Raw genomic sequence first — 17898 nt, 5'->3', positions numbered from 1 at the left:
TGACGAGCCACGTGCAGCCAGAGCAGAAATCCGGTGCGATACGCCAACGAACAGAACGGGCATTGATCAAGTGCAATGGGAATTCCCGGCTGGCGTTCCGGGATAACCGCGGAACCTGGCGCGGGCTCCAGCGCGGAGATGAAATCAAAGGCGCAATTCAAATCCTTCAGGTGATCACAACCTGACTCCCGCATTCTGCCGTCTTTCCAGCCCTCTTTCGCCAGTAATTGGCGAGAATGGATCCGCTGACATTCATCCACGGGCTGAAAATGGCCGCCGCCAGGCCCACAGTCCCGAGCTTGCCCATCGCGCCTGCGATGCCCGACGCCATTCCGCCATTCTGCAGGCCGACCTCAAATGCAACCGTGCGGCACGATGCCATGTCGAGCCTGCATAAACGCGCCAATCCGTAACCGAACACGTAGCCGAACACGTTGTGCAACGCGGCCGCGCAAAAGAGGGCCCCGCCAACCTCGAGCAGATTGTTCCGGCCAGCCGCAGTCGTCACGGTGGTGAAATAGACGATGCCCGCCATCGAGAGCACCGGCATCACTCGTGGCAAGACAGGCAAAAATCGCGTGAGTTGATGGTAGATGACCCCGACGGGAATCGCCGCCAGCACAAATCCAACCGCTCCCACCCACGGCAGCGCGTCCGCAGACAACGCCAGCTGAAGCCATGGCCATCCGCCCAGCGCCAGAAATGCCAGCCACCCCACCGCAACCAGCGCGAGCGAAAGCACAATCCTTCTCCCCCGCTCCGAGGCGAACCCGAGATAATCGTGCAGGAGCGCCGCGGCGATCGGAACAATGACTATTTTGATGATCTCCATCATCATGCTCACGTAACTCAAACTCTCAACGCGTTCGTCAACGAGCAGCCGCATCCAAAACGGCGTCATGACCGGCGCCAGCATCGTCGTTATCGAAGTCATCGTAATCGACAATGCCAGGTTCGCCTTCGCGATGTAGGCCATCACGTTCGAAGCAAGGCCTGCGGAGCACGAGCCGATCAAAATCACACCCGCCGCTATCTCAGGTTCGAATTGGAAAAGCTTGGTCAGCGCAAAACCCAGGAGCGGCATGATCGTGAATTGCCCGGCAACGCCGATGAACACCGCCCACGGCATCCGCACCAACCCTTTGAAATCCGCCAGCTTCATCTGCGTGCCCATTCCAAACATGACCGCCTGCACAATGAACAGGATCAGCCACTTGTTGCGGAGATCCACATCACCAATCCGGAGGAAGCGCTGCGGATAAATCATTGCGCACACGACCGCGGCAATGATCCATGCAGTGAATTGGTAGCTGCGCAATTTTGGAACAAATCGCAGGGAAATCGCAGCCGCCACAGCGGCAGCCGCCGCCAGCATTTGCCAGGCGGGGTTCATATCGACCCCGCCGCGCCTTGCATGCGTTGAGCCACGTAGTCAATCGCCAGACGCGGACTCGCAAGGATAGGAACACGCCGCGCTTCCGAAGGCAGCCCCTCGACCACCCGGGCCATCGATGCCTGCGCAAGCACGATGACTTCCACCTTCTGTGCCATGTCCTGCAGCGCTGCCGAAATCATCGCGTCGTGCGTCGCAGCGTCTCCACTCATCAAGGCATTAAAGGCGCCTTCGCAAAGCCGGGATGTGACCTCAACTCTCTTGCCAATGATCGCAGCGCGCCGCGCAATGAGATCGGCCGTGGGTTCCAGTGTCGTGGGCAAAGTCGCCACGACGCCAATGCGAGTGCCCAGCCGAACCGCTTCGTCGGCCATCGGCTGGTCCACCCGCAGCACGGGCACGTTCACCAGCCCGGCAGCTGTCTCCACTGCGCGGCCAATCGAGGAGCACGTGACAAGGATCAAATCGGCGCCAGCCTCGGCAGCCGACGCCACATGCTGAACGACCCGCCGTGCTGTCTGGGACGTGAGCTCGTTTCGGCGAATCACATCCTTGATCAGACTGTCATCGGCGATGTTGAAGGTCTCGACATTCGGCAGCTTCTCCTTGCACAGCGCCGCAAATACAGGAACAAGCGTCGCTGATGTGTGAACCAATCCAAGCGTCTTTTTCATAGCTGTTCGAAATAATTTTCCACTCCCACCTGCCCGCCTTTGAAAACCACCTCACGCCCATCGAGCGGCGAACCTGGAGCGCGCGCACGACACAGCGGCGCCCCGGGTGTCAACGGCGCGATCATCTCAAGCGCCTCCAAACCTAGCGCACGGGCTGCGTAACTCGACGTGTCCCCTCCAGCAAGGCACACCCTGTGAACCCGATTTTTCGCCAGGACATTCCGGAGCACGGAACCGAGCGCATTCCCAAGAACCTCAGCCGTGCCTTTCGGGAAATGGCTCGACAGTCGTTCGGCGCGGCCGTGACGGGTCGTATGGATCACAACACTGCGTTCTTTTTCGAGCGCGGCCAACGCGGCGTTCGACGCGCGGACAATTTCGTTTGCGCGGCTCCTTGCCGCTCCCAGCGCCCGCACGTCCAGCGGTACTTCAACAAACCCGCTGCGGACCGCAGACCTTATCTGGCGCAGCGTCACAGGCGAGCAACTGCCCGAGGCCACCAGCACTGGTTCGCCCGCAGATATTCCAGTGCGGCGAGGCTTCACCGCTCGCGGCCGTTTGCTCGTCATGCTGGCAAGTGCCGTTTCAATTGCGGACGAACCCATTGAAAACATCGGGGCCTGTTCACTCGCAAACGCATCCATCAGTTCACCCACGCGCTCCACGTGGTCCATGGTCAATGCGTCGAACAACACCACGCGCGCCCCAGCAGCCAGCAGGCCTTCAAGAGCGGTTGTTCGCTTTTGCATTGGCAGTGAAAGCTTGAGGACGTCAAACAGGCCAACGGCTTCCTTCGTCTGTCTTGCCAGGTGCAAACGCAGATCCGCCTCACGCATCGGGGTGATCGGATGCCTGCTGACGGACGGATGCCGATCCAGCCGATGAATCTCCCCGCCGCTGCCGATGCCAAATTGCGCGAAATGATTTCCGAACACGGTGAATCGGCCGAGCGCGGGAGCAGCCGCGAGGATGGGAATGAATCGCGTTTGAAACACCTCGAATCCCAATGCAATCACAGTGCCGAGATTGCCGGCATCAGGGGATGAATCGAACGTCGAGCAAACCTTGTAATGAACATGACGCGGCCGCAGGTCCTTCAAACGCTGAAAGGCTGGCCGCAGTTCTCGAGTCATCGCTTTCGGCCGCAACGCGCGTGTGCGCCCCGCGACGCCAATCGCCTGCAGCCCATCGAATCGCCGCATCTGTTCGGCCGTTGGCGGCGAAGTAAACAATGCGGACTGGATGCCTGCCATGTTCAACTGCTCCAGCGCGTCAGTCGACCCCGTGAAGTCATCGCCATAAAATGTCAGGAGCAGGCTCATGCGCGTGGCGTCAGCTCGATCGCTTGCTTCCGCCGAATTTTTCCCGGGACAACCTTAGCTCGGGATACGCCTCGACCGCCTGTTCCATGGACAGCCCCTCAACCGCAGCCTCCCACCATTTCCGCAACGACCGCACGCCTGCTGCCGGCCCCGAGGGGTGCGCCATGATTCCGCCGCCCGCCATGTACAACAGGTCCACCGTTTGTGTTCGACGATACGTCTCGGGCGCTTGCCCGCCCCATTGGCCCGACGACACCACTGGCAGGATTGCAGACGTGTTTTGCAGCCGCGCCTGGCAAGCCTCGATCGAGCGCACGACCGAATCGTCGCTTTCCCAAAACTTGTTTGCGATGCCGTTGACGTGAAGCTGATCCACTCCTGCCATGCGCCACAATTTCTGGTATGCGCCGAATTCAATTCCCAAAAGTGGATGCCGATTCAGGGCACCCCAGCCATTGCGATGCCCGTGAACTGACAGCTGTCCAACGTCACAAATCTTCTTCACCGCAGACAACCCGACGCTGTTGATCGACATCATCACGCAGGTGCCGCCACTGCGAACCACCTTCTCGTAATGGCGCAACATCGGATCCAATTCGTCGCTGATGTTGAACGCGTACATGACCTTTTTGCCCGTCCGATCGGCATGCGCATGGATCACGCGCATGATGGCATCGACACGATCGTCGAAGGGTGAATGCGGCGGATCAGCCATGAGTTCGTCGTCCTTGATGAAATCAATTCCAGCTTCGCTCAGCACGCGGACGAGTTCCGCCGTTTGTCCTGGCGCGAGGCCGATGCTCGGCTTGATGATCGTGCCGATGAGCGGCCGTCCGTGAACGCCCGTCAGCTCGCGGCACCCTGCAATTCCAAACTTCGGTCCGCGAAATTGGGACACAAAGGAAGGCGGCAGCTCGAGATCAAGCAGCTTGAGTCCGGAAAATTGGGAGAGCTCGTAGAGGTTCCCCTGAACCGTGGAAACGAGCGTCGGCAGATTGAATCCCATGTTTTCAATCGACCACGACACCACGATGTCCGCGCGTTGGTAGGATTGGTTTCCCTCCCCGCAACCAGGAAGGCTCGGGTGCGGCAGCACCTCCCGGGGTGTGATGCTTTCCACGCGCGCCGCGAAACGGTGTTTCAGTTCGGCGGTTTCGCCTGGCACTTCCACGAACGTGCCGGAGGATTGCTCGCCAGCGAGGATTGCGGCGGCTTTCTCGAGCGGCAGCGGCGTTTCGATCCGATAGATGGCGCGGATGCGTTCCATGAGTTTTTGAGCCGCCGCCAGCATAACGAACGGCTTCAAGGAACCAACACTTTGCGTGAATGGAAAATCGCCAAATGCGTTGATGAAATTGCCTCGCCCGTTGCTGCATCCCGCCTGACTGACTAAGCTCTCGCCAAGTGAACACCCCCACGCATCGCAGCGCAGACTTGAAAACTCGGTGTAACGCGGGTTTCCAAACTTCCCGTGCGCGGTTTGGCTCAGCGCACTCGGAAGCCGGAGATACAGCAGGTTCGGAGACCTGCGCTACGAGCAGCGCAGACTTCCAAACCTGCTCACCACTGATTTTCGCCATGGTCCTGCTGCTCTGCGGGGCAACCTCTTTCGCCCGCGAGTGGGAAAACGAGCAGGTCAACCAAATCAACAAACAGCCGCCGCGCGCCACGTTCACACCGTTCCACGACGTCACATCCGCTCTTACAGGCGATCCAACACGTTCGGCATTTTATCAATCATTGAATGGCGCATGGCGTTTTCACTGGGTTCCAACGCCAGACTCGCGTCCCACCAACTTTTTCGAATCAAGGTTCGACGACTCGCAATGGGTTCACATCGACGTGCCCTCGAATTGGGAAATGCGCGGTTACGGCACGCCGATATACGTCAGCGCGGGATATCCGTTCCGAATCGATCCGCCCCGCGTGACTTCTGTTCCGCCCACCCATTTCACGGCATTCACGGAACGCAACCCTGTGGGCTCCTATCGTCGCACATTCGAGCTGCCGGCTGCATGGGACGGGCGCCGCGTCTTCATTCACTTCGCAGGCGTCGACAGCGCATTTTACCTGTGGATCAATGGCCAATTTGCCGGCTACAGCGAAGACAGCCGCACGCCTGCGGAGTTCGACATCACTGATCATGTGGCCGCGGGAACCAACCAGGTTGCGGTGCAGGTCTATCGCTGGTGCGATGGCAGCTACCTGGAGGATCAGGACATGTGGCGATTGAGCGGAATTTTTCGCGACGTTTGCCTCTACTCCACCGCGCCCGTGCGCATTCGCAACTTTGCAGTACGGACCGATTTCGATGCCGATTATCGCGACGCTACGCTGCAAATCAAACCCGAGCTCGAAAGCCACACAACGCAGTCGCTTGCCGGCTGGACGATTGAAGCGACTTTGTTTGATGAACAGCTGCGTCCGGTTGAAATGCAGGCGTTGAAACGCGATGCTGCGTCGTTGTTGAACCAGAATTTTGCGCCGTCGATCCTGAACGATCTCACCCCTCAGCGCGGTTCGCCAACATTCGCCCTGATGGAAGGGGTTGTGGCAAGGCCGTCACAGTGGACTGCAGAAACACCGAACCTCTACACGCTGGTCCTAGCGCTCAAGGATTCGGCTTCGAACATCGTTGAAGCCGTCAGTTGCAACGTCGGTTTTCGCGAGATTGAAATTCGAGATGGCCGATTCCTCGTAAACGGCCAGCCCATCCGGCTTCGAGGCGTGAATCGGCATGAAATTGATCCTGACCGGGGCCATGCAGTAGCCGTGGATCGCATGGTGCAGGACATCCTCCTGATGAAGCGCGCCAACATCAACGCCGTCCGCACGTCGCATTATCCCAACGATCCGCGATGGTATGAGCTGTGCGATCGTCACGGGCTGTATGTCATTGACGAAGCCAACATTGAAACGCACGGAACGCGTGGATACCTCGCAAACGATCCGGGCTGGCACCACGCGTTTCTCTCACGTGCCATTGCCATGGCCGAACGCGACAAGAATCACCCTTCAATCATCATGTGGTCCATGGGCAACGAATCCGGGTTCGGCCCCAATTTCGCCGCAATCTCAGCTTGGTTGAGTTCCTTCGATCCAACCCGCCCCATCCATTATGAAGGGGCGCAAGGCGAAGCGCGGGAACGCGAACTTCTCCCTGGCTCAAGTTCACCCACCGCTTCCGCGTCCAACGCACGGAATCTTCCTCCGCCGGATCCTGACAGCGTCGACGTGATCAGCCGCTTCTATCCGCGCGTGCTGCAGCCCTATCTCAAACCCGACGCTCCCGAGAACGCCCGTTGGGACTACTTGCTCGCGATGGCCCGTTATCCGAACGACCATCGTCCCATTCTCACGAGTGAGTATGCCCACGCGATGGGCAATTCCATCGGGAACCTCAAGGAATACTGGGATGAAATCTATTCACATCCGCGATTGCTCGGCGGGTTCATTTGGGAATGGTGCGACCAGGGTTTGCGCAAGGTATCTTCCGACGGAAAAAGATTCATCGGCTACGGCGGCGACTTTGGCGATGTGCCGAACCATGGGATCTTCAGCATCAAGGGCGTTGTGACTTCGGATCGCGATGAATATCCGAAATACTGGGAAGTGAAGAAGGTGTACCAACCCGTCGGAATTCGCCTGGCGGGCCGGAATCGTCGCGGATTGCAAATCGAAGTTGTGAATCGCCACTCGTTTTTGAACCTGCGCGATCTCGAACCTCGATGGACGGTCAGCAGCAACGGAGTGGTTGTCGAGTCCCGCATCGCCAATCCCATGGTGCTGCGTCCAGGCGGGACGAATCTTCTGTTCATTCCTGCGGCTGGAACCGCCACGCGGCGCGGCGCGGAACATTGGCTTCGCTTAAGTTTTCACCTCCGGCACCAGACGGATTGGGCGCCTGCAGGACACGAAGTCGCGTGGCAGCAGATGCCCATCAACGTTCGATCCACCCAGGCTGCCTCTTCCCAGCGGGAGACCCGGTTCGATAACTCACGCGGACGCAACGTGGGGCTGCGACTGACGCGCACGAATGAATCGCTCGCAATCGCGGGCGACACGTTTTCAATTCGGTTCAATGTCAACAACGGCACGTTGAGTTCGCTGCTTTATTCAGGGCGCGAATTCCTTGGCGGCAGCAACAGCGGCCCGGTGCTGCAATTCTTTCGCGCGCCGGCGGACAACGACCGCGGCTTTGGCCGATGGCTTGCACGCGATTGGCGGCAGGCCGGCCTTGACCAGGCGACTCGCACGCTGGATTCGTTCTCAGTGCAGGAGTCCGCGCCGATACGTATTCACATTGTCTCGCGCACGACCGCATCGAACGGCGCTGGTTATCGGCATTTTGAAACATGGACCATTCACCCCGAGGGCGTCCTCGATCACGACAACCGTTTTGAGCCGTTCGGGGTCCTGCCCGCTTTGCCGCGCATCGGTGTCGTGCTGCAGTTGGACGGAATGTTTCAGAATCTCCAATGGTTTGGCCGCGGTCCGTGGGAAAACTACGCCGATCGAAAGGAGAGCGCCGATGTCAGTCTGTGGCGAAGTTCTGTTACCAATGAATACGTTCCCTACGTCCGCCCGCAGGAAAATGGAAACCACGAGGACACGCGGTGGCTGACATTGAAAGACGGGAACGGCGCTGGCTTGAAGGTATCGGCAATTGAAGCGTTGTTCTCGTTTTCCGCGCTCCCTTTCACCGCAGCCGATCTTGCGTCGGCCCGCCATCCGCACGAACTGGAAAAACGGCGTACAGTGGTCCTGTCGCTAGATGCAGCGCAATCCGGTCTTGGCAATGGCAGTTGCGGCCCGGGAGTCCTGGAAAAGTACTCCGTACCGCCGCAGCCTTACCGTCTGAAGCTTCGCTTTGAAGAAGTCAGATAAGGTCTCTGCTCCAGCCGGGAGTGCTCATTTTTCAAACAGTTATGCAATATTCCCTAGCTGACGCTGTTGTGCTGCATGCTAGAGTGACCCCGTGTAATCCCAATCAGTATTGAAGCCATGCCTTCTTTGCTGAGTTGGAATTATTCGTGATCGCGCAATTGCCTGCTGTGTTTCGCCCAACTGGAATGCAGCCCATCGACAAACCAGAACAATTCCTATGAAGCCAAGCCGTACGATTCTTGTCCTCTGCCTCGGCGCATTGCTGACCGCAAGCACCCAGGCGATCACCTTTTTGAACGAACCGTTTGCCAATTATGAAACGGGAGAACTCGGCGCCGCAGGCACCGGAAGCACCGGGACCGAACCAGGGTGGAACACTCCCCAGGATTTCATCACTGTCACCAACGGGAGCGGCAGCCTCGATGCCTCCGCCCTGGGTTTGCTGGCGGCGACAGGCGACATGGTGTGGATTGCAGCCAGCAACATCAACAACGGCAGCTACAACAGATTCGTCCCCTCGCAAACGTTCCGGCCCGATATCAATACAAACGTTTACTATTCGTTCCTGTATCGCTTCAACAGCATTTCCGAAGTCTCAACTGACGGGCAGATCATCACCGCTGCCAACCGGCAGAACAGCGGATGGGCGTCGACAGCCACGTTCCACTGGCATTTGCAAGCGCGCCGATCCGGCAACTCCGTGCAACTCGGGCTCAGCCGGGCGGGAGGCACCACGACCAACTGGGCAACCGAAACTGTCAGCGCAGGTCAGACGTTTCTCGTCGTGATTCGCCAGCAGATCATCGCGCCCGCAGCTACTCCCGATACGGAGGATTTGTGGGTCAACCCTCCGTCCTCAACCTTCGGAGTGGACGAAGCGAGCGTGCCCACACCCAGCGTCAGCACATCCGACGGACTCGATGACACGAGCAACACCGGCGTCGGCCGATTCTGGATTGTTGCGAGCGGACAAAATGCAAACCTGGACGAGCTCCGCATTGCCAACACGTGGGCGGAGGTGACGCCGCCAGCCGACTTGTGCGAACCCGCGATGATCACATCGAGTCCGACAAACCTGACGCAGGTTGCGGGCATCACGGCAACGTTTCGGGTTGTAGCTGGAGGAACGAGCCCCACCGTCCAGTGGCAGATCAGTGAAAACAACGGCGCAAGCTGGATGGATATCCCGGGCGCTGTCTTCTCAAGCTACACCACGCCCAACCTGTGGCTGCCCGACGATAATGGAAACCAGTATCGCGCGATTGTGAACATTCCCTGCAATAGTTCATCGGCAACCTCTGAAGTCGCCAGCGTGACTCTTACAGCGCCTGTTGCGAGCCCGAACGGCCTTGTGATGCACGACACGTTTACGGACCCGGAACTCGGTTTTGACTCTCGCAGCAACGAGCCGCTCACCCCGAGCAACTCCCTGTGGTATACGATTCCCGGTGAGGGTGAGGAATCCAGCGGCTTGAATGCATTCAATACGGGCGGAAACCTGGTCGGCACACCGCGAACAGGAAGTTCAAGCCTGTGGCTTGGATACTTCGTTCCCGCCGGTGACCAGCCTATTCACCTGGATGTCGGGCAAGCCATTCGAGTCACCCTTCCGTTCATCCCCGACAGTTTTGCCTCCCACACAAACAATGCTGCGCTTCGGTTTGGATTGTTTGATTACTACGACGCAGGCACGCGTGTCACGGCGGACGCTGCGGATATCAGTGGCAGCAATGGCCGGGCATTCGGGGTTCGAGGCTACATGTTAAGCGTCGATTTTGGTCCGACCTTTACCGCCAACTCGCCGCTTTCGCTCCTGGTTCGCAATGGCATTTTTGATTCAAACCTCATGGGAACGACAGGAAGCTACGCCTCGATGGGCAGCGGCCCCGCCAGCGGCGGTTATAGCAATGCGCCGGCGTTCCAGGCTGGGGTGGAATACACGCTTGAATTCACTGTCGCCCGCACGGGCATGAATTCGGTGAACGTCACCGCTTCGATCGCGGGTGGCGGAACCAATTGGACGCACAGCGCGACCGAAACCAATAACGCGTATCATCGCTTCGACTCGTTCGCGATCCGCCCCAATTCACTCGAAACGTCGGCCGACACATTCACGTTCCCGGAATTCAAGGTGGAAGTGATTGCGGCTGCGATCCCCCTCAATCCGTTCGGCCTTGGTGTGAACCTGCTCGCACCTGGTTCCGTGCGGCTCAATTGGGCGTCACAAACCGGAGTCAATTACCACGTGCTGTCGTCGGCCTCCCTGGAATCGCCGTCTTCCTGGACAACGAACGCCACGGTGATTGGAACCGGCGGAACGCTGTCCTACACCAACTCAGCAATCTCTACCACGACTCAAAGGTTCTATCGGGTGCTTGCCACGCCTTGAGCGCAGTTGGCGTGAAGTAATCGCGAGAGCGCCGGTTTCGCCGGCGCTCTTTTTCCTTATGGCTTCCAGGTATTCATCAGCGTCCGCCAGGTCCTGCTGGGCGGAGGATCATTGCCCAGGGGTTCGCCCCCAACTTCATGATCCTTCCAGAGCTTGAAGGCCGTGGGATTCTGACGCGCATTCTGGTAAGTGACATGGCCGTCGGCGAACAACGCATTCAATCCGGCGACTGACGAACTCAGTTTATGGGCGGCAGTGGCAACGCTATGGATTTGATCGGTGGAAATGCTCTTGTTCAGGTCCACGTTGTTTAGCTTCATCACGATCATGTCGAAATCTCCCCCAAACTCGAGAACGACATTTTTGTAGGTTACTCTTGGAAGCAGCACTCCGCCCACAGGGCTCAACTCCTTGGACTGCGGAAAAAAATTGTAGTTCGCTCGCACCTGTTCGTCCGTCGATCCCACGGGCGTGGATGGCCACATGTTCGGAGATCGTGAGTAATAATCAAACGTGCGATCTTCCGCTCCGCGCTTGTTGCTGGGACAATAAAAAACGCGCGGGTCAGGAACGAGCTTGGTTCGCCACAGCAAGCCAAGGTTCATGAAGCCGCGGGTGACATTCATGGTCCCCGGCTGCACACGGCAGGCGCTGTAGGTCTGCCACGGATTCTGCCCGCTCGGCCAGCCGCAAATTGGCAAAACATCGGAGTTGTCTCCCGAATACATGTTGATCCCGACACCAGATTGCCGAAGGTTGCTGCTGCAACTGGCGCGCATCGCCTTTTCCTTCGCGCTGCTCAGTGCAGGGAGGAGCAATGCAGCGAGAATGGCAATGATTGCGATAACCACCAGAAGCTCGATCAGCGTGAAGGCTGCGCGGTCCGGGGCCGTGTCACGACACGATTTCAATCGAGTGTTGGATGCCGAAATGGTTGCTTGAACAGACTTGCTCATAGGCGTTTCGGTTGGAGTTATCTGAACCTAGCAACGGGTACTCCGCGCCAGCAATGCCCGGAGCGTGCATTTAGCGGTGAAAAATCTGCACCGCTTCCGCCGCACCGAGCGCCGGCCACGGGGTTCAGCACAAAAAAACCGGCACCATGGACTCCATGGTGCCGGGTCAAAAGCGAGTCACAGCCGCCGCATCATGGCTTCCAAAGATTCATCAGCGTGCGGAACCTCGTCGAGTCGCCGCCTGGGTCTTCCCATAACGTGGCCTGGAACGCTCCCGGATTGGCACGGGAGCTTTGAAAGGCAACATGGCCATCGGAGAACAGCGCATTCAGCCCCCCGGCTCCGGCATTGGCCTTGTGGGGAATCGCTTCCTTGCTGTGCACCAGATCCGTGGAGACACTCTTGTTGGGATCAGCGTTCGACTGCTTCATGACCACCATTGAAAATTGGCCGCCAATCTCCAGGTTCACTGGCGTAAACGTGAGTTTCGGCAATAGGACGCCTCCAACGGGAGTGACATCGCGGGATTGCGGATAATAATTATAGCCAGTCTTCACCTGTTCATCCGCGGCATCCGGCGACGAGGGCCAGGGCGCTTTGCGCGATGCGTATTCGTAGGTCCATTTCTCCCCGCCCGTCCGCTTGTTGCTCGCGCAATAGAAAACCTTGGCATCCGGAATCGCCTTCGTTCGGAAGAGAAGCCCCAGGCTCATGAACCCTCGCGTAATCGTGACACCATCGCCTGCCACTCGAGCCGCGCTGTACGTCTGCCAGGGATTTTGCCCGCTCGGCCAGCCGCAGATCGGCATCGTGTCGCGATTGTCTGAAACATACATTCCAATACCGATTCCCACCTGGCGCATGTTGCTGGCGCAGTTGACCCGCAGCGCACGCTCCTTGGCACTGCTCAGCGCCGGGAGCAACATCGCGGCGAGAATGGCTATGATCGCAATGACCACAAGCAGCTCGATGAGCGTGAAACCACGGGTTCGCGAAGGACGCGCGGGGAGTAGGGGTCGGACCTGGGGGCTGTGGATCATACGGCGGGAATGGTCGTTATAAGATTGGGTCGATGCGAATTCACCATAGTCGCGATCCCCAGCAGGAACAACGTTCCGCATCTGCATTTGCTCTTGAAAAAACTGCACCCGCCCGACGAATTGCGTCCTTTTTTTCACGTCAGTTCTCACGACACGAAAACCAGTTGCGTGGCTCCAACACACTGGTCATTCTTCGCGCTACAATGCACAAACGCCGCAAGCGGGTGCTTACCGCGCTCGGATGGTACGATTACCGGGTGCATCGCGGAATCGAACGCTATGCGCAGGAACACGACTGGCACCTCTCCGCCAATTTCGCACGGGAAAAAATTATTCCCTGGGGATGGGATGGCGATGGCATCCTCGCATGGCTCGGCGCCGGCGATGACCTCGCCGAATTTGTCGTTCATGCCAAAAAACCAACCGTAGACCTGAGCTGCCGGCGTCCGCATCTCAAGTTTCCCCGCGTCCTCGAAGATCATGCACATGCTGCAAAAATGGCGGCGGAACATTTTCTTTCACGGGGGTTTCGGAACTTCCTTTTCTACAGCGAGTCGGACAATTGGTCCTATGAGGAACGCGGCCAGGGATTTGTCGCCGCGTTGAGGGAAGCGGGCCACGCGTGCGCCTGGATTCGATGGCATCAGTCACCGGCCTATCGCGTGGATCGCGAGCAATGGAGCCGCAAGCGCAGCTGGATTGCCGCGCAGATGCGCCGGGCGACCAAACCGCTCGCAGTGTTCGCCGCCAACGACGAACACGCTCTGGACGTGCTGGAATGCTGCCAGTCCGCGGGCATCACCGTTCCTGAACAGGTTGCAATCGTGGGCGCCGAGAACTATCTGCTCGCGCCCGACGCCATGCTGACTCCGATCTCGAGTGTCGACACAAACCTTGAGCAACTCGGCTATACAGGCGCTGCGTTGTTGGACAGGCTGATGCACGGTGGAGAACCTCCCGACCAGCCGATCCGCGTTCCGGCCGCCACATTGATTACGCGCAAAAGCAGCGATCTTCTGGCCGTGAATCACAAGGGAGTCGCGAACAGCCTCCGCTTCATTTGGGAGCATTGCCATGAGCCAATCAGCGTGAAGGATCTTGTCGGCGTTGCCGCGATGTCACGCCGCGGATTGCATAAAGCCTTCCTCGAGAATCTCGGCCGCACGCCCGGACAGGAGCTTCAGCGAATGCGCATTGAACGCGCAAAACGCCTGCTGACTGAGACGGACCAGAAGGTGGAGATTGTGGCGGGCATGTGCGGATTCCAAAGCGCCAATAGCTTCTGCGTCGCGTTCAAGCAGGCGTCGGGTGTCTCGCCGAAACAGTTCCGCACAGCCTCGTATCACTGACAGCGAAGGCGCGCCGCGTCAGTGGCCGCGTCGAACCTTGGGACTGAACGCGCGTGGGAGAGTTCCAAGGATTCTCGCATGTTTAACAGCGAAGCAGGCTGAACTGCGCTCCGCCAAAAACAAAAGCGCCGGGAAAATTCCCGGCGCGTGAGAGTGATCCAAAAAACAGGCGGGGCTTATGCCCTGCGCGAGCGGCGAATCGCAAGACCAGCCAACCCAAGGCCAACCAGGGCGAAAGCGCTCGGCTCAGGCACCGGGATGAACTCGACGGTCAATCGCCCTGTATCGAATATCTGGGCTGCACCTGTCGCGTTCGAAGGGCGAATCGAGAATGTATCGAAGCTGAAGCTGTTTGGCGTTGCATCCGAAACACTCACCGTCGCGGTGCCCGAGTTGTTCAAGCTGCCACCCGACATGGTGGAGGTGATATCCAGGCCATCCAGGGCATTGCGCATAAATTCCATTGTCAGCGTGTATTGCGTGCCTTCGACGTAGCCTGTATTCCCGGTAGTAGCGCCATTGCCCAAGCCGACCCAGGAAGCACCTGCTGAAAGCATGGCTGACGCGGTGTTTGGATCAACGCGCTCCATGAGCTGGTAAGGATTCGAGTTGCCCAGCACGGGCGCGAGATTCATGAACATTCCGTAACCCGCGTACGCGGCGTTTCCAGGTGCTCCGTCAGCCGCGAGTCGATTAGCATCGGGCGTATCCACCACCGCCAAACGGAAATTCTGGCTGTTGTTCTGAGCGCCGATTCCCGTAAGACTGAATTGCCACGTGAGACGCAGCGTATCGCCAGCATTCGCGAGCACGACCGCGTTGCCTGCGCCGGCGAAGTAAGTTGTCCAGGACGCGGAGCCGGTTGCTCCCGCGCCGAGGTCGCCGCGCAATGGACCACCAGGAGCGACCACATCCAGCGTGCCAACGCCGCCGCGATACCATTGCGAAGACGTGGGGAGATTCTGATCGTTGCGCGCGCCGTCGGCGAATGTGTCATTGAGAAGGGTCGCAGCCTGGCTTTGTGCGACGACGCCGCAAAGCGCCGCAAGTGACAGGGTAATCGGGAGTTTCATGAGTCAGCGGTTGTTGGGGTTATTCTGTATTGAACGGCGTCCATCGTAACGGCGCATGCAGAATTGTCACCCTTGCAGGTTGCAAAGGTGCTTGAAAATTCGGCACAAATGGCGCATCTCGGGAATTACGGATAACCCGCTGCTTAATCCGCCTTCGCTGCCGCAGCACCCGCGTTCTCAACCACGCAGTCGACCAGTTTCACATCCGTCGCCTCCCTGATCACGTCGGGTCGCTGCACGTTGCCGAAGGCTGAATTCACGACACGCACGTTGCTGATCTCGCCATTCGGAATCCCCACCACGTTCAACACGCGCGGCGTTTCCCGGCTCGTAATGTTTTCCATCACGACATTCCGAACAACCGGCCGATGGCTGCCTTTCGCGCCTTCCTCGTACACGAAGTCAATCTGCAGGATCGCATCAGCCACGCGGCCAACGCGGATATTGCGCATGAAGATGTTCTCCACGAGCCCACCGCGCACGGCGTTGGATTTGAACCGCAGCACACGATCCAGGTTCGGGCTGTCCATTTCGCAGTTCTCGACAAAGACATTTCGGCAGCCGCCCGAAATCTCGCTGCCAATCACCACGCCACCGTGTCCATCCTTCATCGTGCAGTTGCGAATGATGATGTTCTCCGAGGCCAAACCAACACGCCGTCCATCGTTGTTGCGTCCCGACTTGATCGCGATGCAATCATCGCCCGTGTCGAACAGGCAATCTTCGATCAGCACATCGCGCGAAGCTTCAGGATTGCAGCCGTCGTTGTTCGGCCCGTGCGTCACGATGTCGACACCCCGCACGATCACGTTGGTGCAGAGCGCTGGATGAATTTCCCACATGGGGGATCGGCGAATGCGCACGCCTTCGATCAGCACGTTGCGGCAGCGATATGGATGAATAAAACTGGGCCTCAGGTAATCGCCCTCGCCGAAACGGCGTTCGTCGACGGGCACGTTGTTCTCGACCATTTTGATCAGCCGATCCCGGGCGGCTTTCTGCTGCGGTCCGCCCGTTTTCCATCCATGCTTCGCCTGCCCTTTCCACGGCCACCACGTTTCGTGATCCGCCTGCCCGTCCAACACGCCATCGCCGGTGACGGCAATGTTTTCCTGGTCGATGGCATAGATGAGCGGCGAGTAATTCCAGCAATCCATTCCTTCGTAACGTGACAACACTGCTGGGAGGAATGCGGCGGGGTCTTTCTTGAACAACAGCGTCGCGCCGCCATCGAGATGCAGATTCACGCGGCTCTTCAATTCAATTGGCCCCGTCAGGTACATCCCGGCAGGAACCACGACGCGCCCGCCGCCCGCCTTCACGCATGCGTCAATGGCGTTGCGGATCGCATCAGAGGAATCCGATTGCCCATCGGACTTCGCGCCAAAACCGACGATGGAGAATTCACGATTCGGAAAAACAGGCGCCTGAATGCGCGCAAGAATCTCGTCGGCCAGCTTCCATTCATTTGTGAGAATACTTGCTGCCGCGCCGCCTGAGCCCAGGCCTTTCCACTCTGCGCGCATGGGCAACCCAAGCAGCCGCTGCATCTGGATTCCTCCAAGGATCAATGGCCCGACGCCCTTGAGATCATTATTCACGATCGGCTCGCGAAGATAATACGCGTACGATCCATCGCGTCCGTAACCGAGTCCCGCCACCGAGCAGCATTGGGTGAGCGATACTTTTCCATTCGCCTCCACTTTGAGCAGCCGTTCTATCAGCCCGCTGTAACCTTTCAGCAGCGGCTGCAGGTACGGGTCGCGCGGCAGATAGCCTTCGTTGATCGCCTTCGCCAAAGTGTAGGTGAACATCGTCGCGGCCGTTGCCTCGAGATAATTTCCCTCCCTGCCGCCCTGGTCCATCACCTGCCACCACAGACCGCTCGCGGGGTCCTGATGCCGGACGATGCCGTCGGCAACGAGCTTCAGCGATTTCAGAATATCTGCGCGCCCGGGATGTTCCTGCGGCAGAAAATCAAGAACGTCCACGAGCGCCATTGAAAACCAACCCAGCCCGCGACCCCAGAAATTGGACGAAGTTCCCGTCGTCTTGCTGGCCCAATCCTGCTCCCTGCTTTCATCCCAACCGTGATAGAAGAGGCCGCTCTTCGAATCGTAGGTGTGCTTCACGATCAACCTGAACTGCTTCGCCACATCGTCGAACGCCGCGGGTTCATTGAAGAGCTTCGCGTATTCAGCGTAAAACGGCGCCCCCATGAAGAGGCCATCGAGCCACATCTGGTTTGGATACCGTTGCTTGTGCCAGAACCCGCCATCGCTCGTCCGCGGATGCGTCTTTAATTGGTTGCGCAGCAACTCAGCGCACTTTCTGTAGCGCTCTTCCTGCGTGCGTTCCCAGAGCGTGATGACGGTTTTTCCGGGATTGATGTTGTCGATGTTATAATCCTCGAGCTTGTAACCCTGAATGCCGCCGTCAGGTTTCACAAACGAACCGATCGTGCGCTTGCTGAACTCCACGTAGCGGGGATCGGGATGCAGCGTGTGCAGCGTCAGCAGCGACTCCGTGAAAAGCCCCGCCGTGTAATCCCATTTGGCGCGGCCGCCTTCCTTCCACGCAAGATTGTCGCCGCGCCGTTCCATTTCCGACTGCGCCATGCGAATCGACCACTCCAGCGGCGTTGCGCCTTTGAATTGGCTGGGAAAATCGGCTGCATTGGCCAGGGACAGTGCAAGAGCGGCGGGGAGCAGACAACAGCATTTCAGGACTCGCATCAGCTTCATAAGGTAATTTGGATCCAGCGCGCGTTGGGCGAAGTGCATACGGCGTTTAGAACCGGGAATTTCGCGAAAGG

Annotated in this window: 11 protein-coding genes; 3 read left to right on the top strand and 8 right to left on the bottom strand. The window is 58.5% G+C overall.

Translation table 11 applies throughout. The features are described 5' to 3' along the window. Nucleotides 1-166 precede the first annotated feature (166 nt). The 4 genes from VEH04_05420 to VEH04_05405 are packed head-to-tail and all read right to left on the bottom strand — an operon-like array spanning nt 167 to nt 4656. Nucleotides 167-1393, bottom strand: coding sequence for a bile acid:sodium symporter family protein (locus tag VEH04_05420; protein ID HYG22205.1), 1227 nt, complete (start codon nt 1391-1393; stop codon nt 167-169). Next, nucleotides 1390-2067, bottom strand: a complete 678-nt coding sequence (locus VEH04_05415) for an aspartate/glutamate racemase family protein (GenBank protein HYG22204.1) — start codon at nt 2065-2067, stop codon at nt 1390-1392. Before VEH04_05415 ends, VEH04_05420 begins: the two co-directional genes overlap by 4 nt. Further along, nucleotides 2064-3389: a four-carbon acid sugar kinase family protein gene (locus VEH04_05410; protein HYG22203.1), complete on the bottom strand. Its 1326-nt coding sequence runs from the start codon at nt 3387-3389 to the stop codon at nt 2064-2066. The genes VEH04_05415 and VEH04_05410 overlap by 4 nt, the downstream gene beginning before the upstream one ends. A gap of 10 nt (nt 3390-3399) precedes the next feature. Continuing rightward, on the bottom strand, nt 3400-4656 hold the full coding sequence (locus VEH04_05405; GenBank protein HYG22202.1) for a ribulose-bisphosphate carboxylase large subunit family protein: 1257 nt from the start codon (nt 4654-4656) through the stop codon (nt 3400-3402). Between the two features lie 311 nt (nt 4657-4967). Here VEH04_05405 and VEH04_05400 point away from each other — a divergent pair, with 311 nt between their 5' ends. Both VEH04_05400 and VEH04_05395 read left to right on the top strand, forming a co-directional pair. After that, the gene (locus VEH04_05400; protein ID HYG22201.1) at nt 4968-8276 is read left to right on the top strand and encodes a glycoside hydrolase family 2 TIM barrel-domain containing protein; all 3309 of its coding nucleotides are present in this window, start codon (nt 4968-4970) and stop codon (nt 8274-8276) included. Between the two features lie 217 nt (nt 8277-8493). After that, nucleotides 8494-10665, top strand: a complete 2172-nt coding sequence (locus VEH04_05395) for a hypothetical protein (GenBank protein ID HYG22200.1) — start codon at nt 8494-8496, stop codon at nt 10663-10665. Nucleotides 10666-10721: 56 nt separating this feature from the next. Here the strand turns inward: VEH04_05395 and VEH04_05390 are convergent, their stop codons facing one another. Both VEH04_05390 and VEH04_05385 read right to left on the bottom strand, forming a co-directional pair. Then, nucleotides 10722-11621 carry a prepilin-type N-terminal cleavage/methylation domain-containing protein gene (locus VEH04_05390; protein HYG22199.1) on the bottom strand — a complete coding sequence of 300 codons (900 nt, stop codon included), beginning with the start codon at nt 11619-11621 and terminating at the stop codon, nt 10722-10724. 191 nt (nt 11622-11812) lie between these two features. Further along, nucleotides 11813-12661, bottom strand: coding sequence for a prepilin-type N-terminal cleavage/methylation domain-containing protein (locus tag VEH04_05385; protein ID HYG22198.1), 849 nt, complete (start codon nt 12659-12661; stop codon nt 11813-11815). A gap of 203 nt (nt 12662-12864) precedes the next feature. Between VEH04_05385 and VEH04_05380 the strand changes: the two genes are divergently transcribed. Next, nucleotides 12865-14010, top strand: coding sequence for a XylR family transcriptional regulator (locus VEH04_05380; protein ID HYG22197.1), 1146 nt, complete (start codon nt 12865-12867; stop codon nt 14008-14010). Nucleotides 14011-14186: 176 nt separating this feature from the next. Here VEH04_05380 and VEH04_05375 read toward each other — a convergent pair whose 3' ends face one another. Continuing rightward, nucleotides 14187-15083 (bottom strand): PEP-CTERM sorting domain-containing protein, encoded by an 897-nt coding sequence (locus VEH04_05375; GenBank protein ID HYG22196.1) that lies wholly within the window; start codon nt 15081-15083, stop codon nt 14187-14189. Nucleotides 15084-15226: 143 nt separating this feature from the next. Further along, entirely contained in the window at nt 15227-17827 is a 2601-nt protein-coding gene (locus VEH04_05370; GenBank protein ID HYG22195.1) for a glycoside hydrolase family 88 protein, read from the bottom strand. Between the last annotated feature and the right edge of the window lie 71 nt (nt 17828-17898).

Source organism: Verrucomicrobiia bacterium (assembly GCA_035629175.1).
Classification (GTDB): Bacteria; Verrucomicrobiota; Verrucomicrobiia; order Limisphaerales; family DASXHY01; genus DASXHY01.
This window is presented reverse-complemented; position numbering and strand designations above follow the sequence as displayed.

Excerpts from the sequence above, each read along its gene's own strand:
- VEH04_05420 (HYG22205.1), bottom strand. The coding sequence starts at position 1,393 with ATGAACCCCGCCTGGCAAATGCTGGCGGCGGCTGCCGCTGTGGCGGCT.
- VEH04_05415 (HYG22204.1), bottom strand. The coding sequence starts at position 2,067 with ATGAAAAAGACGCTTGGATTGGTTCACACATCAGCGACGCTTGTTCCT.
- VEH04_05410 (HYG22203.1), bottom strand. The coding sequence starts at position 3,389 with ATGAGCCTGCTCCTGACATTTTATGGCGATGACTTCACGGGGTCGACT.
- VEH04_05405 (HYG22202.1), bottom strand. The coding sequence starts at position 4,656 with ATGGAACGCATCCGCGCCATCTATCGGATCGAAACGCCGCTGCCGCTC.
- VEH04_05400 (HYG22201.1), top strand. The coding sequence starts at position 4,968 with ATGGTCCTGCTGCTCTGCGGGGCAACCTCTTTCGCCCGCGAGTGGGAA.
- VEH04_05395 (HYG22200.1), top strand. The coding sequence starts at position 8,494 with ATGAAGCCAAGCCGTACGATTCTTGTCCTCTGCCTCGGCGCATTGCTG.
- VEH04_05390 (HYG22199.1), bottom strand. The coding sequence starts at position 11,621 with ATGAGCAAGTCTGTTCAAGCAACCATTTCGGCATCCAACACTCGATTG.
- VEH04_05385 (HYG22198.1), bottom strand. The coding sequence starts at position 12,661 with ATGATCCACAGCCCCCAGGTCCGACCCCTACTCCCCGCGCGTCCTTCG.
- VEH04_05380 (HYG22197.1), top strand. The coding sequence starts at position 12,865 with ATGCACAAACGCCGCAAGCGGGTGCTTACCGCGCTCGGATGGTACGAT.
- VEH04_05375 (HYG22196.1), bottom strand. The coding sequence starts at position 15,083 with ATGAAACTCCCGATTACCCTGTCACTTGCGGCGCTTTGCGGCGTCGTC.
- VEH04_05370 (HYG22195.1), bottom strand. The coding sequence starts at position 17,827 with ATGAAGCTGATGCGAGTCCTGAAATGCTGTTGTCTGCTCCCCGCCGCT.